General features: G+C 68.5%; 20 protein-coding genes. 10 read left to right on the plus strand and 10 right to left on the minus strand.

Annotated elements, in window-relative coordinates:
* Positions 1-85 precede the first annotated feature (85 nt).
* A complete protein-coding gene (gene acs, locus ETP66_RS02320; RefSeq protein WP_130840230.1) occupies positions 86-2,032 on the plus strand; it encodes an acetate--CoA ligase in 1,947 nt (648 codons plus the stop codon).
* Positions 2,033-2,110: 78 nt separating this feature from the next.
* Here acs and ETP66_RS02325 read toward each other — a convergent pair whose 3' ends face one another.
* From ETP66_RS02325 to ETP66_RS11975, 3 genes are all read right to left on the minus strand, one after another.
* Positions 2,111-2,497 (minus strand): nuclear transport factor 2 family protein, encoded by a 387-nt coding sequence (locus ETP66_RS02325; RefSeq protein WP_130840232.1) that lies wholly within the window; start codon positions 2,495-2,497, stop codon positions 2,111-2,113.
* 86 nt (positions 2,498-2,583) lie between these two features.
* A complete protein-coding gene (locus ETP66_RS02330) occupies positions 2,584-4,128 on the minus strand; it encodes an acyl-CoA mutase large subunit family protein (RefSeq protein ID WP_130840234.1) in 1,545 nt (514 codons plus the stop codon).
* 10 nt (positions 4,129-4,138) lie between these two features.
* Complete coding sequence (locus ETP66_RS11975) at positions 4,139-4,276, minus strand: hypothetical protein (RefSeq protein WP_201738448.1); 138 nt, start codon at positions 4,274-4,276, stop codon at positions 4,139-4,141.
* A 113-nt stretch (positions 4,277-4,389) separates the two neighbouring features.
* On the opposite strand from ETP66_RS11975, the gene ETP66_RS02335 reads away from it, so the two are divergent.
* The 9 genes from ETP66_RS02335 to ETP66_RS02375 all read left to right on the plus strand — a co-directional run bounded on the left by ETP66_RS02335 (position 4,390) and on the right by ETP66_RS02375 (position 11,187).
* Complete coding sequence (locus tag ETP66_RS02335) at positions 4,390-4,698, plus strand: winged helix-turn-helix transcriptional regulator (RefSeq protein WP_130840236.1); 309 nt, start codon at positions 4,390-4,392, stop codon at positions 4,696-4,698.
* On the plus strand, positions 4,695-5,498 hold the full coding sequence (minD, locus tag ETP66_RS02340) for a septum site-determining protein MinD (protein WP_130840238.1): 804 nt from the start codon (positions 4,695-4,697) through the stop codon (positions 5,496-5,498). The genes ETP66_RS02335 and minD overlap by 4 nt, the downstream gene beginning before the upstream one ends.
* Complete coding sequence (gene minE / locus ETP66_RS02345) at positions 5,498-5,719, plus strand: cell division topological specificity factor MinE (RefSeq protein ID WP_130840239.1); 222 nt, start codon at positions 5,498-5,500, stop codon at positions 5,717-5,719. Before minD ends, minE begins: the two co-directional genes overlap by 1 nt.
* A 9-nt stretch (positions 5,720-5,728) precedes the next feature.
* Positions 5,729-6,820: a rod shape-determining protein RodA gene (gene rodA, locus ETP66_RS02350; RefSeq protein WP_130840241.1), complete on the plus strand. Its 1,092-nt coding sequence runs from the start codon at positions 5,729-5,731 to the stop codon at positions 6,818-6,820.
* The gene (locus ETP66_RS02355; RefSeq protein WP_130840243.1) at positions 6,804-7,916 is read left to right on the plus strand and encodes an ABC transporter ATP-binding protein; all 1,113 of its coding nucleotides are present in this window, start codon (positions 6,804-6,806) and stop codon (positions 7,914-7,916) included. The genes rodA and ETP66_RS02355 overlap by 17 nt, the downstream gene beginning before the upstream one ends.
* Complete coding sequence (locus ETP66_RS02360) at positions 7,909-8,769, plus strand: ABC transporter permease (RefSeq protein ID WP_130840245.1); 861 nt, start codon at positions 7,909-7,911, stop codon at positions 8,767-8,769. The genes ETP66_RS02355 and ETP66_RS02360 overlap by 8 nt, the downstream gene beginning before the upstream one ends.
* Complete coding sequence (locus ETP66_RS02365; RefSeq protein WP_130840247.1) at positions 8,766-9,545, plus strand: ABC transporter permease; 780 nt, start codon at positions 8,766-8,768, stop codon at positions 9,543-9,545. The genes ETP66_RS02360 and ETP66_RS02365 overlap by 4 nt, the downstream gene beginning before the upstream one ends.
* A gap of 161 nt (positions 9,546-9,706) precedes the next feature.
* A complete protein-coding gene (locus ETP66_RS02370; RefSeq protein ID WP_130840249.1) occupies positions 9,707-10,759 on the plus strand; it encodes a polyamine ABC transporter substrate-binding protein in 1,053 nt (350 codons plus the stop codon).
* A 35-nt stretch (positions 10,760-10,794) separates the two neighbouring features.
* The gene (locus ETP66_RS02375) at positions 10,795-11,187 is read left to right on the plus strand and encodes a c-type cytochrome (protein ID WP_130840251.1); all 393 of its coding nucleotides are present in this window, start codon (positions 10,795-10,797) and stop codon (positions 11,185-11,187) included.
* 52 nt (positions 11,188-11,239) lie between these two features.
* On the opposite strand, the gene ilvD is transcribed toward ETP66_RS02375, so the two are convergent.
* From ilvD to leuC, 7 genes are read right to left on the minus strand one after another with little or no spacing between them, the layout of a single operon-like run.
* Complete coding sequence (gene ilvD / locus ETP66_RS02380) at positions 11,240-12,907, minus strand: dihydroxy-acid dehydratase (protein ID WP_130840253.1); 1,668 nt, start codon at positions 12,905-12,907, stop codon at positions 11,240-11,242.
* Entirely contained in the window at positions 12,904-13,638 is a 735-nt protein-coding gene (locus ETP66_RS02385; RefSeq protein WP_130840255.1) for an SDR family NAD(P)-dependent oxidoreductase, read from the minus strand. Before ETP66_RS02385 ends, ilvD begins: the two co-directional genes overlap by 4 nt.
* On the minus strand, positions 13,635-14,168 hold the full coding sequence (locus tag ETP66_RS02390; RefSeq protein ID WP_130840257.1) for a Uma2 family endonuclease: 534 nt from the start codon (positions 14,166-14,168) through the stop codon (positions 13,635-13,637). Before ETP66_RS02390 ends, ETP66_RS02385 begins: the two co-directional genes overlap by 4 nt.
* Complete coding sequence (locus ETP66_RS02395; RefSeq protein WP_130840259.1) at positions 14,165-14,698, minus strand: Uma2 family endonuclease; 534 nt, start codon at positions 14,696-14,698, stop codon at positions 14,165-14,167. The genes ETP66_RS02390 and ETP66_RS02395 overlap by 4 nt, the downstream gene beginning before the upstream one ends.
* Positions 14,699-14,703: 5 nt before the next feature.
* On the minus strand, positions 14,704-15,741 hold the full coding sequence (gene leuB, locus ETP66_RS02400) for a 3-isopropylmalate dehydrogenase (RefSeq protein ID WP_130840261.1): 1,038 nt from the start codon (positions 15,739-15,741) through the stop codon (positions 14,704-14,706).
* On the minus strand, positions 15,738-16,343 hold the full coding sequence (gene leuD / locus ETP66_RS02405; RefSeq protein ID WP_130840262.1) for a 3-isopropylmalate dehydratase small subunit: 606 nt from the start codon (positions 16,341-16,343) through the stop codon (positions 15,738-15,740). The genes leuB and leuD overlap by 4 nt, the downstream gene beginning before the upstream one ends.
* Before the next feature lie 10 nt (positions 16,344-16,353).
* Complete coding sequence (leuC, locus tag ETP66_RS02410; protein WP_130840264.1) at positions 16,354-17,769, minus strand: 3-isopropylmalate dehydratase large subunit; 1,416 nt, start codon at positions 17,767-17,769, stop codon at positions 16,354-16,356.
* Positions 17,770-18,045: the final 276 nt, after the last annotated feature.

Here is an 18,045-nt window from a genome sequence, read left to right on the forward strand (position 1 = left end):
GGCCTCCTTTGGCAAATGGTGAAAAACCCCCCTTTTCTTGACCCTGCCTGGAAGCGAACCTATCCTCAAGGACAAAGGAGGGAGCATGGACCGGATTGAGGGTGTTCTCAAAGAGGAGCGGGTCTTCTACCCCAGCGAGGCCTTCCGGCAAAGGGCCCACATCGGGAGCGAGGAGGAGTACCAAAGGCTCTACCAGGAGAGCATCCAAGATCCAGAGGGCTTCTGGGGCCGGGTGGCCGCGGAGCTCCACTGGTTCCATCCCTGGCAGAAGGTCCTGGAAGGGGGCCTACCCCATCCCAAGTGGTTTGTAGGGGGCAGGACCAACCTGGCCTACAACGCCCTGGACCGCCATGTGGCCACCTGGCGCCGGAACAAGGCCGCCATCGTCTGGGAGGGCGAGCCGGGGGAGGAGCGGGTCCTCACCTACCACGACCTCTGGCGGGAGGTGCAGAAGTTCGCCAACGTCCTCAAGCGCCTGGGGGTGCGGAAAGGGGATAGGGTTACCATCTACCTGCCCATGATCCCCGAGGCGGCCATCGCCATGCTGGCCTCGGCCCGCATCGGGGCGGTGCACTCCGTGGTCTTCGGGGGCTTCTCCAGCAGCGCCTTGGCCGATCGCATCAAGGACGCCGAGGCCAAGGTGCTCATCACCGCTGACGGCGGCTTCCGCCGGGGCCAGGTGGTGCCCCTCAAGCAGAACGCCGAAGAGGCCCTAAGAGACGTTTCCACCATCGAGCACGTGGTGGTGGTGCGGCGCACCGGGGAGGAGGTGCCCTGGACCCCGGGCCGGGACCACTGGTGGCACGAGCTCATGGAAGGCGCCCCTGACCGCTCGGACCCCGAGCCCATGGAGGCGGAGGAGCCCCTTTTCATCCTCTACACCTCGGGCTCCACGGGGAAGCCCAAGGGAGTCCTGCACACCCTGGGGGGCTACATGACCTACGTCTACTTCACCACCAAGCTGGTCTTCGATCTCAAGGAGGAGGACGTCTACTGGTGCACCGCCGACGTGGGCTGGATCACCGGCCACTCCTACGTGGTCTACGGCCCCCTCCTCAACGGGGCCACCACGGTGATGTACGAGGGGGCCCCCAACTGGCCTGAGCCCGACCGCTTCTGGCAGCTGGTGGACAAGTACGGGGTGAGCGTCTTCTACACCGCCCCCACCGCCATCCGCAGCTTCATGAAGTGGGGGGAGGGCTGGCCCGCCCGTCACCGTCTGGACTCCTTGCGCCTCCTCGGTACCGTGGGGGAGCCCATCAACCCCGAGGCCTGGCTCTGGTACTACCACGTGATCGGCAAGGGGCGCTGCCCCATCGTGGACACCTGGTGGCAGACGGAAACCGGGGGCATCATGATCACCACCCTGCCTGGGGCCCACCCTATGAAGCCGGGCCATGCGGGGAAGCCCTTCTTCGGGGTGGTACCGGAGATCCTGGACGCCGAGCACCGCCCCGTGGAAAACCCCGACGAGGGGGGGCACCTGTGCCTCCTGCGCCCCTGGCCCGGCATGCTCCGCACCGTCTGGGGGGACCCCGAGCGCTTCCTGCAGCAGTACTTCAGCCAGCACCCGGGAGCCTACTTCAGCGGTGATGGGGCCCGGCGCGACCGGGATGGGTACTACCTCATCCAGGGCCGGGTGGACGACGTCCTGAACGTGGCCGGACACCGCCTGGGCACCATGGAGATCGAGTCCGCCCTGGTGGCCCACCCGGCGGTGGCGGAGGCCGCGGTGGTGGGCCGCCCCGATCCCATCAAGGGGGAGGCCATCGTGGCCTTCGTGACCCTCAAGGAGGGCCACGCGCCTTCCGAGGCCCTGCGGGAGGAGCTCAAGGCCCACGTGGCCAAGGCCATCGGGGCCATCGCCCGCCCCGACGAGGTGCGCTTCACCGACGCCCTGCCCAAGACCCGTTCCGGCAAGATCATGCGCCGCCTCCTGCGGCAGATCGCCGCCGGGGAGAAGGAGATCAAGGGGGATACCTCTACCCTCGAGGACCGCTCCGTGGTGGAGCGCCTGAAGGAGGGGGCGTAGCCCTAGGAGAAGGGGAGGGGCCGGGGAAACCCGGCCCCCTTTAGGCCACCCCATCCTGGAACCAGGTGGGGGCCTGGGCTACCCCGCCGGGCTCTTGTGCACGTGCACCACCTTCCAGCCCTCGGGGAAGCGCACCGCTATGCGGCTTTCGTTCACCGCCCGGTGGCGGAGGCCCTCTTCCGCCTCCACGGTGAGGAGGAGGGTGTAGCTGAAGATGGCCACCTCCCCGTAGCGCTGGAGGCGCCTTTCCAGGAGATCGATCCGGTAGGGCCTTCCCCCCGTGGCGAAGCGGCGCTCGGTCATGTAGAGGTGGAAGGGCAGGCCGTCCAAGCGGTGGGGGGTCACGAACCACTCGTAGAGGGCGAGCTCCTCGTGGGTGGTGGCCCGGTAGCCCTCGGGGTCCCCCTCGTAGATGCTCCTCAGGTGCCTTTCCAAAAAGCTCCAGAGCTCGGCCTCGCCTTCCATCCCTACCTCCTTCGTACCCCCTTTCGCGGGTTCGGGAAGGTCCCTTGCGGAGGTTCTCGCCCTGACGGAGGCCAGGCAGGGCCTTCTTACCTCCCCGGCTGGTACTCCCCCCACTCTTCCCGCAGGACCCCGCAGACCTCCCCCAGGGTGGCCCGGCGGCGGAAGGCCTCCAGCACGTAGGGGAAGAGGTTCTCGCTTCCCCTGGCGGCCCGCCGCAGGTTCTCCAAGCCCACCCGCACGCTTTCCCCATCCCGCCTGGCCTTGAACTCGGCCAGCTCCCGCTTGCGCCTTGCGTGGAGCTCGGGGTCGATGCGCTGCACCGGGGTGGGCTCGTTGAGGTGGCTTTGCGGGTCAGCGAAGCGGTTCACCCCCACGATGACCCGCCGCCCCTCCTCCACCTCCTTCTGGAACTGCCAGGCCGACTCCTCGATGGCCCGCTGGAAGTAGCCCGCCTCCACCGCGGCCACCGCGCCTCCTAGGGCGTCGATCTCGGCGATGAGCCTCTCCGCCTCCCGCTCCAGCTCCTCCGTGAGGTGCTCCACGTAGAAGCTTCCCCCTAAGGGGTCCACGGCCCGGGTGACCCCGCTTTCAAAGGCCAGGATCTGCTGGGTGCGCAGGGCGAGAAGGGCGCTTTTCTCCGTGGGGAGGCCCAGGGCTTCGTCGTAGGCGTTGGTGTGGAGGCTCTGGGTGCCCCCCAGCACCGCCGCCAGGGCCTGGTAGGCGGTGCGCACCACGTTGTTGAGGGGCTCCTGGGCGGTGAGGGTGGAGCCTCCCGTCTGCGTGTGGAAGCGGAGGGCCCAGCTCTTCGGGTCCTTGGCCCCGAACTCCTCCCGCATGATGCGGGCCCAAAGCCTCCTGGCGGCGCGGAACTTGGCGGCCTCCTCAAAGATGTCCCCGTGGGCGGCGAAGAAGAAGGAAAGCCGGGGGGCGAAGGCGTCCACCTCCAGGCCCCGCTCCAAGGCGGCCCGCACGTAGGCCTTGCCGTCCGCCAGGGTGAAGGCGATCTCCTGGGCCGCCGTGGCCCCCGCCTCGCGGATGTGGTAGCCGGAGATGGAGATGGTGTTCCACCTGGGCACGCGCTGGGCGCAGAACTCGAAGACGTCCGTCACCAGGCGCATGGAGGGCCCGGGGGGGTAGATGTAGGTGCCCCGGGCGAAGTACTCCTTGAGGATGTCGTTCTGCACGGTACCCGAGACCTTGTCCCAAGATACCCCCTGCTCCTCGGCCACCAGGAGGTAGAGGGCCAGGAGCATCATGGCCGGGGCGTTGATGGTCATGCTGGTGGAGACCCGGTCCAGGGGGATGCCGTCGAAGAGCCTCCGCATGTCCTCCAGGGTGGCGATGGACACCCCCACCCGGCCCACCTCCCCCACGCTCATGGGGTGGTCGGGGTCCAAGCCCAGTTGCGTGGGGAGGTCGAAGGCCACGCTGAGGCCCGTCTGCCCCTGGGCGAGGAGGTAGCGGTAGCGGGCGTTGGACTCCTCCGCGGTGGAGAAGCCCGCGTACTGGCGCATGGTCCAAAGCCTTTCCAGGTACATCCGGGGGTAGATGCCCCGGGTAAAAGGGTACTCCCCCGGGCGGCCCAGCCGTTCCCGGTAGCCTGCGGGCAGGGATTCGAAGAGGCCCTCCATGCCCCTAGTTTTACAGGACGAAGCGCACCAGGAGGAGGAAGAGGACGAAGGCCCCCAGGATCAGGAAAAGAGGGGGCAGGAGCAGGCTATAGGCCGCCAGCACCAGGGCCAGGAAGTCCTTCCAGTCGGGCCGCGGATCTTCCGGCATCTCCCTCAGGATAACCCTTCCCCCTGGAGGCGGCAAGGCGCTCCCCTTCCCGCCCTTGGGGGCGTAACCCTTTTCCTCCGCATAGCTACAAGCTCCTTTGCTAGCATTAGGCCATGGTCCTGTCCAAGAACGCCCGCAAGGTCCTCAAGGTTCTGGCCCGCAGGGGGGCTCCCGAAGTCCTCTTTGCCTTAAGCCGGGGCTCCGCCCGCTTCTCCGATCTGGAGACCTTTCTGCTGCTTTCCCCTCGCACCTTGGCCGAGCGGCTAAGGGAATTCCACCTCCTGGGCCTGGTGGACAGGCGGGCCTACCCCGAGGTCCCACCCCGGGTAGAATACACCTTGACCCCGCGAGGCAAGCGGGTCCTCGAGTTCCTGCAGGGATTGGAAACCGTATTGGAGCCGATTCAGGAGGGTAGGCCGTGAAGGCGAGAGCCATCGTGGTGACGTCGGGCAAGGGGGGGGTGGGGAAGACCACCACCACCGCCAACCTGGGGGCGGCCCTGGCCAAGTTGGGGGAGAAGGTGGCCGTGGTAGACGTGGACGTGGGCCTCAGGAACCTGGATGTGGTCATGGGCCTGGAGGGGCGGGTGGTCTTCGACCTGGTGGACGTCCTGGAGGGCCGGGCCAAGCCGCGCCAGGCCCTCATCCGCGACAAGCGGGTGGAGAACCTCTTCCTCCTCCCCGCCTCCCAGACCCGGGACAAAGAAGCTTTGAACCCTGCCCGTTTCCGGGAGCTTATCCAGTTCCTCCTGGAGGAGGAGGGATTTGACCGGGTGCTCATCGACTCCCCCGCCGGCATCGAGAAGGGCTTTCAGACCGCCGCCACCCCCGCGGAAGGGGCCCTGGTGGTGGTGAACCCGGAGGTGAGTAGCGTCCGCGATGCCGACCGCATCATCGGCCTCCTGGAGGCACGGGAGATCCGGGAGAACTACCTCGTCGTCAACCGCCTCCGGCCCAGGATGGTGGCCCGGGGGGACATGCTCTCCGTGGAGGACGTGGTGGAGATCCTGGGCCTCAAGCCCATCGGCATCATTCCCGAGGACGAGGGGGTGATCGTCTCCACCAACCAGGGGGAGCCTCTGGTGCTTAAGGGCACGGGCCCCGCTGCCCTAGCCTACCTGGACACCGCCCGCAGGATCCGGGGGGAGGAGGTCCCCTTCCGCAGTCTGGACGAGGCCCAGGGCCTCATGGCGGCGATCCGCCGGCTTTTCGGAGGTCGCTGATGTGGTGGCGCAAAAGGAGCAAGGAAAAGGCTAAGGAAAGGCTCAAGCTGGTCCTAGCCTACGACCGGGCCAAGCTCTCCCCGGGCCTGGTGGAGAACCTCAAGCGGGACCTCCTGGAGGTCCTCCGCCGCTACTTCCCCGCCCAGGAGGAGGGGCTTTCCGTGGCCCTGGAGGAGCGGGGGGAGAAGATGGTCCTGGTGGCGGACATCCCCCTAAGGTAGGGAGGGGGGATGGTCCTCCGGCGGCCTAACCTCCTGGCCTACGACTGGGGCCTGGTGGCCCTGGTCCTGGCCATCGCAGCCTTGGGGTTTTTCAACCTAAAAAGCGCCCTTCCTGAGCCCGCTCTCCTCTCCCGGCAGCTCCTCGCCTTTCTCCTGGGGCTTTTCCTGGCGGTAGGGGTGCAGTTCCTCTCCCGCCGCCAGGTCTTCGCCCTGGCCTACCCCCTTTACGCCCTAGCCCTTTTGCTCCTGGTCCTGGTCCTTTTCCTGGGCCGGGAGATCAACGGCTCCAAGTCCTGGTTCGTTTTCGGCCCCCTGCAGTTCCAGCCCCTGGAGCTCGCCAAGGTGGCGGTGGTCCTGGCCCTGGCCAAATTTCTGGAAAAACGTAGAATAAGCCGGGTCTGGGATTACTTTTTCCCTGCCCTCTTCACCCTTCCCGTGCTCCTGCTTCTCCTACGCCAGCCTGACCTGGGGGGAACTCTGGTGGTCCTCTTCGGGGCCTTCGCCGTTCTCTTCGTACGGGGGTTACCCTGGAAGCACCTCCTGGTGGGGACCCTGGCCCTGGCCCTCCTAGTGCCCACCGCGGTCTGGCCCAACCTCAAGCCCTACCAGCGGGACCGGGTGCTCATCGCCCTGGACCCCTACCGCGACCCCCTGGGCCAGGGCTTCCAGGTGATCCAGTCCACCATCGCCATCGGCTCGGGGGGGCTTCTGGGCAAGGGCTACGGCCAGGGCACCCAGACCCAGCTGGGCTTCGTGCCCTTCCGCCACACGGACTTCATCTTCGCCGTGTGGGCGGAGGAGTGGGGTTTTGTGGGCACCGTGGCTCTCCTGGGGCTTTACGCCCTACTCCTGGCCCGCCTCTTCGGCCTGGCCCTGGCCTGTCCCCGGGCTGCCGACCGCCTCTTCATCGCCGGGATAGGGGGGATGCTGGGCTTCCAGGTCCTGGTGAACCTGGGAGTGGCCTTGGGGGTGATGCCTGTCACCGGCCTCACCCTGCCCCTTTTCTCCTACGGGGGGTCTAGCCTCATGGCCACCCTCCTGGCCCTTGGGCTGGTCCTCCTGGTCCACCGGGACCGCCTGCGGGATGGGGTTGTGGCTTAGCGCCCCGGGCCCTAAACTGGGCCCCGTGGCCGGGGACGCGCTGGTGCGCCTCTTTGGGGTGCGCAAGAGCTTTGGCGGGGTGGCGGCCCTGGACGGGGTGGACCTCGAGGTCAGAAGGGGCGAGTTCTTCAGCCTCCTGGGGCCTTCCGGCTGCGGCAAGACCACCCTCTTAAGGCTCCTGGCGGGGTTCGAGACCCCGGACGCGGGCCGCATCGAGATCGCGGGTAGGGACATGGCGGGGGTGCCTCCCTATGACCGGCCGGTGAACACCGTCTTTCAGAACTACGCCCTCTTCCCCCACATGACCGTGGAGGGCAACATCGCCTTCGGCCTGCGGATGAAGGGGCTGCCGCAGGCGGAGGTGCGCCAGAAGGTGGCCTGGGCCCTGGAGCTGGTGGACCTCCTGGGCCTGGAGGGGCGCTACCCCCGGGAGCTTTCTGGTGGACAGCGGCAGCGGGTGGCCCTGGCCCGGGCCCTGGTGCTGGAGCCTTTGGTCCTCCTCCTGGACGAGCCCCTTTCCGCCCTGGACGCCCGGCTCCGCCAGGAGCTCCGGGTGGAGCTCATGCAGCTCCAGAGGCGGCTTGGTACCACCTTCATCTTCGTGACCCACGATCAGGAGGAGGCCCTGGTCATGTCCGACCGCCTGGCGGTGATGCGTGCCGGGCGCATCGAGCAGCTGGGCCTCCCCGACGAGGTGTACGAGCGGCCCAAAAATCGCTTCGTAGCCGAGTTTTTGGGCCGCTCCAACTTCCTGCCCGCCAGGCCCCACTCCCTGGGGGCGGAGACCCCCGTAGGGATTCTGCGCCTCAGGGAGCCCCTTTCCCAGGAGGCCCTCCTCGCCATCCGCCCGGAGAAGATCCGCCTCTACCCCGCGGGAAATGGTCCCTCGGCTCGGGAGAACCTGGTGCGGGCCAAGGTGGAGGAGATCGTCTACACCGGGGCGGAGAACCAGTACTACCTCCGCTCCGGGGAGGTGCGGCTTTTGGCCTACACCCTGAACCAGGACCTGCAGGAGCCCGGGGCCGAGGAGTTCGCCTACGGGGAGGAGGTGCTCTGCTACCTTCCTCCGGAGAACCTGGTGGTGGTCCATGGGTGAGGCGGCCACCCCCTTAAGGCGCCTCTTCCGGGTCCTGGTCACCGTGGGCCCGGGGGGGCTTTGGCTTTTCCTCTTCGTCCTCCTCCCCACCCTCCTCGTCCTCCTGGCCTCCTTCCTCTCCCGGGGGCCCTTTGGGGAGCTTGTGGGCCCCTTAGGCCTCCACAACTACGCCCGGGCCCTGGAGCCCTTGTACCTGGAGGTCTTCGCCCAAAGCCTCCTGGTGGGGGTCCTCGCCACCCTGCTCTCCGCCGCCTTGGGCTTTCCCTTGGCCTTTTACATCGCCCGCCACCCCAGGCGGGACCTCCTCCTCTTCCTCCTCCTCCTGCCCTTCCTCACCAACTTCCTCATCCGGGTCTACGCCTGGCTGGTCATCCTGCAAAGGGAGGGACTCCTCAACGCCTTTGTGGCCTTCTTTGGCCTCGGGCCCTTTGCCCTTTACCCCTCCTTCTTCGCCGTCCTCCTGGCCACGGTCTACACCTTCCTGCCCTTCTTCGTCCTGCCCCTTTACGCCAGCGTGGAGCGCATCGACTGGCAGCTTCTGGAGGCGGCCTACGACCTGGGGGCGAGGCCCTTCCGCGCTTTCCTTCACGCGGTCTTGCCCCAGACCTATCCCGGCCTCTTTGCTGGGAGCGTTCTGGTCTTCATCCCCGCCATGGGCACCTTTGTGGTGGCCGACCTCCTGGGGGCGGGGCGGGTGGTCCTCATCGGCAACCTCATCCAGCAGCAGTTCGGCATCACCCGGGACTGGGCCTTCGGGGCCGCCTTGAGCATCTTCCTCATGGGCTTTGTGCTCCTCTCCCTCTACCTCTACGCCCGGCTGCAGCGGGAGAGGGGCCTCGAGGACCTGGTATGAGGCGGCTTCTCTCCCTCCACGCCCTCTTGGTCTACTTCTTCCTCTACCTCCCCATCCTGGTCGTCGTGGCCCTCTCCTTCAACGAGAGCCGCCGGGGGGTGCGCTTCACCGGCTTCACCCTGGACTGGTACCGCTCCCTCTTCCAGGACCCGAGGATCCTGGAGTACTTCTTCAACACCCTCACGGTGGCCTTCGTCTCCACCCTGGTGGCCACCGTCCTCGGCACCCTCCTGGCCGTGGGCCTGGTGCGCTACCGCTTTCCCGGCCGGGGGTTTTTGCGCTACCTCCTCTACATCCCCGTGGTGGTGCCCGATGTGGTCATGGGGATCAGCCTCCTCCTCCTCTTCGCCTTGGCCCGGGAGTTTCTGGGCTTCCCCCGGCTCTCCCTCCTCACGGTGATCCTGGGGCACATCACCTTTCAGGTGGCCTTTGTGACCCTGGTGGTGCGCTCCAGGCTCCTCTTGTTGGACCCAGCCCTGGAGGAGGCCGCCCGCGACCTGGGGGCCCGGGGATGGCAGACCTTCTTCCACGTGACCCTGCCCCTGGCCTGGCCGGGGGTGGCGGCGGGGGCCCTCTTGGCCCTCACCCTTTCCCTGGACGACTTCGTGGTCACCTTCTTCACCGCCGGGCCTGGGGCCACCACCCTGCCCCTTTACATCTACTCCAGCGTGAAGCTGGGGGTGAGTCCCCTGGTCCACGCCCTCTCCACCCTGATCATTGGCCTGAGCGCCTTTTTCCTGGCTCTGGCCTACGCCCTGAGCCGGAGGAGGGTGTGATGCCGCCCTGCCCCGCCCCGCAAGCCGGGGCGGGGGCTGGCCGCCCGGCCGCGGGGGAAGGGGGAAAGGTGTTATGATGCCCCCCTGTGGCGGCGCGGCGGGCAGGGGGCGCAGGAGATCCCCGGCCGGGCCGCATCGGGCAGGGCTTTGAGGAGGGAAGCATGCGTGGCGTGTGGGTAGGCGTGCTGGTTCTGGCCCTTTTGGCCTTGGGTCTTTGGCTCCTGCGGCCCCGCCCCCCTGAGGGGGGCACCCTCTACTTCCTCAACTGGGCCGATTACATCCCCTCCGACCTGGTGCGCAAGTTCGAGCGGGAGGCGGGGGTGCGGGTGATCCTGGACACCTTCGAGTCCCCTGAGGCCATGCTGGCCAAGCTCCGGGCGGGGGCGGACCGGGAGTTCTCCTTGGTGGTGGCCCCGGACTACTACGTACTGCAGATGGCCCGGGATGGCCTAATCGTTCCTCTGGAGCGGAATCGCCTCAGGAACCTTGCCAACCTGGACCCCTATTTCCTGGATCCCCCCTACGATCCCGGTCTACGGTACTCCATCCCCTACCTCTGGGGCACCACCGGCCTGGCCTACCGGGAGGACCTGGTGGCGGGCCCGGTGGACTCCCTGGCTGTCTTCTTCGACCCGGACCGGCAGGTGGGGCCCTTCCTCCTCCTGGACGAGATGCGGGAGACCATCGGGGCCGCCCTCCTTTACTTGGGCCACTCGGTGAACACCACCGACCCCGAGGCCCTGGCCCAGGCCCGGGACCTGCTCCTGGAGGCCAAGCGCCGCTCCGTGGGCTTTGCCGGAGGGGTGGAGGCCCTGAACCGCATCCTGGGGGGGGATGCCGCGGTGAGCCTGGCTTACTCCGGGGACGTGCTCCAGGCCAAGGCGGAGGACCCCCGGCTCCGCTACGTCCTGCCACAGGAGGGGGGTACCCTCTGGACCGACGCCCTGGTGGTCCTGGGCCGGGGCCCGGCCCAGGACCTGGCCTACCGCTTCATCGACTTCCTCCTCCGGCCGGAAAACGCCGCCGCCCTGGCCGCCTACACCCGCTACGCCACCCCGGTGGCTGCCGCCGTCCCCCTCCTGCCCGAGGAGATGCGGGCCGACCCCGTGGTCTTCCCCCCGGAGGAGGTGCGGTCCAGGCTGGAGTACCTGGTGGACCTGGGCCCGGACATCGCCCTCTACGACCGGGTCTGGACCGAGGTGAAGGCCCGCTAAACGCGGGCTTCGGGAGGCGGGGCTATACTGGGCCCATGAAGGCCAAAGCCCTTTTCCTCTTCCTGGGCCTGGTCCTGGGGGGCCCCGGGGTGGTGGCCCAGGGGGTGGAGGGCCTCTGGTCCCGCTACTGCGCCCAGTGCCACGGCCCCCGGGCCCAGGGGGTGCGGCCCTACCCGGGCCTGCAGGGGGCGGCGCCCCTCTTCGCCACCCCCGAGGGGCGGCGCTACCTGGTCCTGGTGGTCCTCTACGGCAAAAAGGGCGAAGCCGGGCTCATGCCCGGCTTCGCCCAGCTGAAGAACGAGGAGCTGGCCGCCCTCCTCAACCACCTGAGGGCCCTCTTGTCGGCCAAGGGGGACCTCTTCGCCCCGGAAGAGGTTGGGAGGGGGCGAGGCCTCAACCTCACCCCTGACCAGGTGAAGCGGCCGTAGAGTCCTTCCCTCACCGGGGCCCCCGCGCGGACGAAGTCCGCGCGGGGTGGCATCAGAGGGGATCTTCCAGCACCGCCCCCTCGTCCGCCTGGCCCACCAGGGCGGCGTAGCGGGCGAAGAGGCCCTTGGCGAAGGCGGGGGGACGGGGCCGCCAGCGGGCCCGGCGCCTTGCGAGCTCCTCCTCGGAAAGGAGTACCTCCAGAAGCCGGTTTTCCACGTCGATCCGCACCCGGTCCCCCTCTTCCAAAAGGGCGATGGGGCCGCCCACGTGGGCCTCGGGGGCGACGTGGCCCACCATGAGGCCGCGGGTGCCCCCGGAGAAGCGGCCGTCGGTGAGGAGGGCCACCTCCGGGCCCAGGCCCTCCCCCACGAGGGCGCTGGTGACGGAGAGCATCTCCGGCATGCCCGGTGCCCCCTTGGGGCCCACGTAGCGGATGACCACCACGTCCCCGGGGCGGATCTCCCCCTGGAGCACCTTCTCCATGGCCGCCTCCTCGGCGTCGAAGACCCGGGCAGGCCCCTCGAAGCGGGTGCGCTCGGTGCCGGCCAGCTTGAGGACCGCCCCCTTTGGGGCCAGGTTCCCCTTGAGGACCACCAGGCCCCCCTGGGGCTTCAGGGCCTGCTCCACCGGGAAGACCACCTGCTGGCCTGGGCTTTCCCGGTGGGCCCGCTCCACCTCCTCGGCCAGGGTCTTGCCGGTGAGGGTTCTCTCTTCCCCGTAAAGGAGCCCCGCCTCCAGGAGCTTTTTGAAGACCAGGGCGGTGCCCCCAGCCTCGTAAAGCTCCCAGGCGGTGTAGCGGCCCCAGGGGCGGAGGTCGGCGATCACCGGGGTTTTGCGGGACACCTGGTCAAAGTCGTCCAGGGAAAGCTCCACCCCCGCCTCCTTGGCCAGGGCCAGGAGGTGGAGCACGGCGTTGGTGCTCCCGCCGGTGGCGGCCACCGCGGCGACGGCGTTGAGGAAGCTCCTGCGGGTGAGGAAGTCCTTGGGCTTCCAGTCCCTGGCCATGGCCTCGGCCAGGATGCGGCCCGCCTCCCGGGTGGCCCGGGTCTTTTCCGGGTGGACGGCGGGGATGGCGTTGTACCCCACGGGGGAGAGGCCCAGGGCCTCGAGGGCCATGGCCATGGTGTTGGCGGTGTACTGCCCCCCGCAGGCCCCGGGGCCGGGGATGGCCCGGCGCTCGATCTCCAGGAGCTCCTCGTCGGTGATCCTCCCCGCGGCCCGCTGCCCCACGGCCTCGAAGACCTCCACGATGGTGAGCTTCCTTCCCCGCCACTCCCCGGGGGCGATGGTGCCGCCGTAGAGGACCATGCCAGGGACCCCGCTGCGGATCACCCCCATGGCCCCCCCGGGGATGGTCTTGTCGCAGGCGGAGAGGACCGCCATCCCGTCGTAGAGGTAGCCCTGGGCGATGAGCTCGATGCTGTCCGCGATCACCTCGCGGCTTACAAGGCTCGCCCGCATCCCGGGGGTGCCCATGCTGATGCCGTCGGAGATGGCGGGGGCCCCGAACTCGAAGGGGAAGACCCCGGCCTCCTTGAGCCCCGCCTTCAGGTCCAGGGCCAGCTGGCGCAGGTGGTAGTTGCAGGGCATGCCGTCGGTGAAGGTGTTCACCACCCCCACAAAGGGCCTCTGGAAGTCCTCGTCCCCCACCCCCACCGCCCGGAGCATGGCTCGGGCGGGGGCCTGCGGCAGTCCCTTCTTGATGCGGTCGGATCTCATGCGTCCCTCCAAGAGGCGATCTTGCCGTGGAACTGGCGCGCCCGGGGCAGGAGGCGCACCAGGGCCTGGGCCGCCTCCTTGGGGCTTAGGAGGCGGCCTTCCTCCTTGTACCCGCGGAAGACCCGGTGGAGCACCGGGGCGGCGCTCCCCTGGGCCTCCCGGGCCTGGCGCTGCATCTCCGTCTCCACCACCCCGGGGCGGTAGACGAAGCAGGCCACCTCGGGCACCTCCGCGGCCAGCTGCCGGGCCAGGTGCTCCTCCGCGGCCTTGGCCACCGCGTAGGCCCCGATCCCGGGAAGGTTGGACTCCGCGGCCCCGGAGCCCACGTAAATGGCCACCCCTTCCCCCTTTGGCCGCAGAAGGGGGTAGGCGAAGCGGGCGAGCTGGTAGCCCGCCAGGAGGTTGGCCTCGAGGACCTCGAGGAAAAGGGGCTCCGCCATCTCGTAGACCAAAGGCCCCGGGTGCAGGACCCCGGCGTTGTGGATGTACCCGTAAAAGCCCCCGAGCCCCTCGGCCTTCCGCACCAGGGCTTCCGCCACCTCGGCCTTCCCCGCGCTTCCCGCCACCGCCTCGGCCCTGGCCCCCAGGGCCCGCACCGCTTCCAGCACCTCCTTTAAGGGCCCCTCCGAGCGGGCGTTCAGCACCAGGTCGTAGCCTGCCTGGGCCAGCTCCAGGGCCAGGGCCCGGCCGATTCCGCGGCTTGCCCCGGTGAGGATCAGAGTTTTCCTCATAGGAGTTCCTCCACGGGGATCTCTACCCCCATAAAGACCAGGGTGTCCTCGGGTCCCAAGGTTCTGACCTCTTTATAGCCTCCCTCCTCGGGCTCCCTGTGCACCAGAACCCGCCTGCCTTCCAGGTCCACCACCCAGACCTCGGGCACGCCCCCTCTGGCGTAAAGGGGTACCTTCACCTCGAGGTCGTAGCGGAAGGAGGTTTCCGCCACTTCCACCACCAATAATGCGTCTTCTGCCGTGGGTAGCCCCTCCTCGTAGAAGTCGGACCGGGGTTGCAGGAGGGCGAGATCGGGGTAGGGCTCCGAGCCCCCCACCACCAGGGGGTTTTGCACGAAGAGGATGGCCTTTTGGGGCACGAGGGGGCTAAAGAGGGCGGTGAGCCTGGCCACCTTGGCGGCGTGGCGTTTTCCAATGGGGCTCATTTCCAGAAGTTCTCCTTCCACCAGCTCCAGCCTCAGGTCCTCGGGGAAGACCCCGGCCTCCACCATGCGGTGGAACTCTTCCAGGGAGATCCGGTGGCGGGTCATGGCAGGACCTCCTTCACCGGGACCTTGAGCCCCAGGACCTCCAGCTCGCCCCCCTCGAGGGCCTCCCGCTCCCCATAGCCCTCCCCGGCGGGCCTGCGGAAGACGTGCACCCGGTCCCGGGCCAGGTCCACCACCCAGACCTCGGGGATACCCGCCTTGGCGTAGAGGGGGAGTTTCACGGTGAGGTCGTAGTCCAAGGAGGTATCCGCCACCTCCACCAGCAAGAGAACATCCTCCCCCTCGGGCAGGCGATCCCGGTAACGGGTCCTGGGGGGTTTCAGGAGGGCCAGGTCAGGGTAGACCTCCGTCACAGGGCCCAGGACCAGAGGGTTTTGGATGGAGAGGACCGCTTGCCCCCTGAGAGGGGAAAGAAGGTCTACCAAGGTGTTCAGCACGTAGGCGTGCTTCTTACCGATCGGGCTCATGGCGACGATCTCCCCCTCCACGAGTTCCACCCGGGCGTCCTCGGGGAGGATGCCGGCCTCGTGCATGCGGTGGAAGTCCTCAGCGGTGAAGCGGTGGCGGAGCATTTCCCCTATTGTAGACGGCGGAGGACCTCCTCCGTGAAGGCCTCCGTGCCCGCGCTTCCTCCCAGGTCGGGCGGAGGGGTTTCCCGCAAGGCACCCGCCACGGCCTCCTCCACCCGCCGGGCGAGCTCCACCAGGCCGAAGGCGTGCTCCAGCATCATGGCCGCGGAGAGGATGGCGGCGGTGGGGTTGGCGATGCCTTGGCCGGCGATGTCGGGGGCGGAGCCGTGCACGGGTTCAAAGACGGGGGTGCCCCTTCCCAAGGAGGCGGAGGGGAGAAGCCCCAAGGAGCCGGGGAGCACCGAGGCCAGGTCGGAGAGGATGTCCCCGAAGAGGTTCCCCGTCACCACCACGTCGAAGCGCACCGGGTTCTTCACCAGGTGCATGGCCATGGCGTCCACGTACTGGTGCTCCAGGGAGACGTCGGGGAAGTTCTGGTGCACCTCGTCCACGGTCTTCCGCCAGAACTCCCCCACCTCCAAGACGTTGGCCTTGTCCACGCTCACCACGTGCTTCCGACGCTTCCTTGCCGCCTCAAAGGCCACCTGGGCCACCCGCTCCACCTCGAGGCGGGCGTAGCGCTCCGTGTTCCAGGCCTCGGCCTCCGACATCCCCCGGGGCTCCCCGAAGTAGATCCCCCCGGTGAGCTCCCGCACGATGAGGACATCCACCCCGCGGGCGATCTCCTCCTTGAGGGGAGAAAGCCGTTCCAGCCCGGGGAAGACCTTGGCCGGGCGCAGGTTGGCGAAGAGGTCCTGGCTCTTCCTCAGGGCAAGAAGCCCCGTTTCCGGGCGGATCCTGCGGGGGAGGTTATCCCACTTGGGCCCCCCCACGCTGCCCAGGAGGACCGCCTCCGCCCCCTCCACCCCCCGGCGGGTGGGCTCCGGGAAGGGCTCCCCGTGGGCGTCGATGGCCGCCCCGCCGAAGGGGTAGACCTCGTAGGCCAGGCCCAGGCCGTGGGCCTCGTCCAGGGCGCGAAGCACCTTCAGGGCCGCTTCCGTCACCTCGGGGCCGATCCCGTCCCCCGGAAGGACCGCCACCCTCATTCCGACCTCCTGGGGTAGGGGAGTTTGCGGTCAAAGGCGTCCAGGAGCTCCCCTGCCTGCAATAGCTCCCCGATGGGGTCCCAAAGCCCCGCCACCAGGGCCTCCCGGGCCGGCTCGGGGATGGCGAGGGGAGCGGTGCGGTCCCCGAAGCGTACCTCTTTGGCCAGAAGGTCCACCTCCACCTCCAGGCTGGGGTCCCTTTCCACCGCCTGGAAAAGCGCCGCCAGGTCCTCAGGGGAGAGGGTCACGCAGGGAAGGCCAATGGCGGTGGCGTTGCCGAAGAAGATCTCGGCAAAGCTCTCCCCAATGATGGCCTTAAACCCCGCCCGTTTGATGGCCTGGGGGGCGTGCTCCCGGCTGGAGCCGGAGCCAAAGCCCGCCTCCACCAGGAGGAGGCTGGCCCCCTGGTAGCGGGGGTCGTTCAAGGGATGGGGCTTAGGCTGGCCCTTTTCGTCAAACCGCTCGTCGTAGAAGAGGTACTGGCCCAGGCCCTCAAAGGTGAGGGCCTTCATGAAGCGGGCGGGGATGATGCGGTCGGTGTCGATGTCCTCGCCCCTCAGGGGCACCGCCCGGCCGCGGATGAGGGTGATCTTCTCCAGCATGGTCGCCTCCCTAGCGCGTCAGGATGCCAAACACCTCGCGGGCGTCCGCGATCTCGCCCGCCACCGCCGCCGCCGCCACCATGAGGGGGCTCATGAGCACCGTGCGCCCCCTGGGGCTGCCCATGCGCCCCTTGTAGTTGCGGTTGGAGGAGCTGGCGGCAAGCTCGTCCCCTTCGAGGCGGTCCGGGTTCATGGCCAGGCACATGGAGCACCCGGGGTTCCGCCACTCAAACCCCGCTTCCCGGAAAATCTCGGCGATGCCCTCTTCCTCTGCCCGCTTCGCCACCCACTCCGAGCCCGGCACCACCAGGGCCCTGACCCCCTTCTTCACCCTGTGCCCCTTGAGGAAGCGGGCTACCTCGCGAAGGTCCGAAAGCCTGGCGTTGGTGCAGCTGCCGATGAAGGCCACCTGGACGGGCACCCCCTGGATGGGCTGCCCAGGACGCAAGCCCATGTAGGCCAGGGCCTCCTCGGCCACGGGGCGCTCCTCCTCGGGGAGCTCCTCCAGGAGGGGGATCCTCCCGTCGATGGGCACCGCCTGCCCCGGGTTGATGCCCCAGGTGACCGTGGGGGGGATCTCCTCCGCCCGGAAGGTGACCACGTCGTGGTAGTGGGCGTCCGGGTCCGAAGCGAAGCTCCGCCAGCGCCGCTTGGCCTCCTCCCACTCGGCTCCCTTGGGGCTATAGGGGCGGCCTTCCAGGTAGGCGAAGGTGGTCTCGTCGGGGTTCACGTAGCCGATGCGGGCCCCGCCCTCGATGGACATGTTGCAAAGGGTCATGCGGCTTTCCATGTCCATGGCCTCCACCGCGCTTCCCCCGTACTCGTAGGCGTAGCCCAGGCCCCCCTTCACCCCCAGGTGGCGGATGATGTGGAGGATCACGTCCTTGGCGTAGACCCCGGGAGCAAGCTTCCCTTCGATGTTGATGCGCCGCACCTTCAGCTTCTGGGCCGCCAGGGTCTGGGTGGCCAGCACGTCCCGCACCTGGCTGGTGCCGATGCCGAAGGCCACCGCCCCGAAGGCCCCGTGGGTGGAGGTGTGGGAGTCCCCGCAGGCGATGGTCATGCCGGGCTGGGTGAGGCCCAGCTGGGGCCCGATCACGTGCACGATGCCCTGGTCCCCGCTCCCCAGGTCGAAGAAGGTGATCCCGTGCTCCCTGGTGTTTTGCCTGAGGGCCTCCAGCATGCTCTGGGCCAGGGGGTCCTGGAAGGGCTCGGTGCGGTCGTGGGTGGGCACGATGTGGTCCACGGTGGCGAAGGTGCGGTGGGGGTAGCGCACCTTGAGGCCCAGGTCCTTCAGCATTCCGAAGGCCTGGGGGCTTGTCACCTCGTGCAGGAGGTGCAGGTCGATGAAAAGCTGGCTCTGCCCGCTTCGGAGCCGCCTCACCTCGTGCGCCTCCCACACCTTCTCGTAAAGCGTCTTTCCCATCCTCTCCCTCCCTTAGGCAAAACCCCCCGGGGTGCTAGGCCCGGGGGGAAAGCGGAAAGGCCTCCCTAGACCGGGCCCGCCCGGCCTAGGTCTAGGGGGATGCCCCGCCGCATTGCCCCTCAGCCTAAGGGGCCTTGGCCCTGGGGTCAAGGGCCGCCCCGGGTGTTCCGTTGCGGCTTGCCCCGCAAGGGGAGGCGGATACGCCCCTCCTCCCCTCACCCGTGGGGCAACTTTGGCGCACGGGTGCTCGGCCTAAGGGCAAAGGGCGGCGGAAGA

This window comes from Thermus thermamylovorans (assembly GCF_004307015.1).
Lineage (GTDB): Bacteria > Deinococcota > Deinococci > Deinococcales > Thermaceae > Thermus > Thermus thermamylovorans.

Bases quoted from the DNA above. Each gene is read 5' to 3' on its own strand.
- acs (WP_130840230.1), top strand. From the start codon at position 86: ATGGACCGGATTGAGGGTGTTCTCAAAGAGGAGCGGGTCTTCTACCCC.
- ETP66_RS02325 (WP_130840232.1), bottom strand. From the start codon at position 2,497: ATGGAAGGCGAGGCCGAGCTCTGGAGCTTTTTGGAAAGGCACCTGAGG.
- ETP66_RS02330 (WP_130840234.1), bottom strand. From the start codon at position 4,128: ATGGAGGGCCTCTTCGAATCCCTGCCCGCAGGCTACCGGGAACGGCTG.
- ETP66_RS11975 (WP_201738448.1), bottom strand. From the start codon at position 4,276: ATGCCGGAAGATCCGCGGCCCGACTGGAAGGACTTCCTGGCCCTGGTG.
- ETP66_RS02335 (WP_130840236.1), top strand. From the start codon at position 4,390: ATGGTCCTGTCCAAGAACGCCCGCAAGGTCCTCAAGGTTCTGGCCCGC.
- minE (WP_130840239.1), top strand. From the start codon at position 5,498: ATGTGGTGGCGCAAAAGGAGCAAGGAAAAGGCTAAGGAAAGGCTCAAG.
- rodA (WP_130840241.1), top strand. From the start codon at position 5,729: ATGGTCCTCCGGCGGCCTAACCTCCTGGCCTACGACTGGGGCCTGGTG.
- ETP66_RS02355 (WP_130840243.1), top strand. From the start codon at position 6,804: ATGGGGTTGTGGCTTAGCGCCCCGGGCCCTAAACTGGGCCCCGTGGCC.
- ETP66_RS02360 (WP_130840245.1), top strand. From the start codon at position 7,909: ATGGGTGAGGCGGCCACCCCCTTAAGGCGCCTCTTCCGGGTCCTGGTC.
- ETP66_RS02365 (WP_130840247.1), top strand. From the start codon at position 8,766: ATGAGGCGGCTTCTCTCCCTCCACGCCCTCTTGGTCTACTTCTTCCTC.
- ETP66_RS02370 (WP_130840249.1), top strand. From the start codon at position 9,707: ATGCGTGGCGTGTGGGTAGGCGTGCTGGTTCTGGCCCTTTTGGCCTTG.
- ETP66_RS02375 (WP_130840251.1), top strand. From the start codon at position 10,795: ATGAAGGCCAAAGCCCTTTTCCTCTTCCTGGGCCTGGTCCTGGGGGGC.
- ilvD (WP_130840253.1), bottom strand. From the start codon at position 12,907: ATGAGATCCGACCGCATCAAGAAGGGACTGCCGCAGGCCCCCGCCCGA.
- ETP66_RS02385 (WP_130840255.1), bottom strand. From the start codon at position 13,638: ATGAGGAAAACTCTGATCCTCACCGGGGCAAGCCGCGGAATCGGCCGG.
- ETP66_RS02390 (WP_130840257.1), bottom strand. From the start codon at position 14,168: ATGACCCGCCACCGGATCTCCCTGGAAGAGTTCCACCGCATGGTGGAG.
- ETP66_RS02395 (WP_130840259.1), bottom strand. From the start codon at position 14,698: ATGCTCCGCCACCGCTTCACCGCTGAGGACTTCCACCGCATGCACGAG.
- leuB (WP_130840261.1), bottom strand. From the start codon at position 15,741: ATGAGGGTGGCGGTCCTTCCGGGGGACGGGATCGGCCCCGAGGTGACG.
- leuD (WP_130840262.1), bottom strand. From the start codon at position 16,343: ATGCTGGAGAAGATCACCCTCATCCGCGGCCGGGCGGTGCCCCTGAGG.
- leuC (WP_130840264.1), bottom strand. From the start codon at position 17,769: ATGGGAAAGACGCTTTACGAGAAGGTGTGGGAGGCGCACGAGGTGAGG.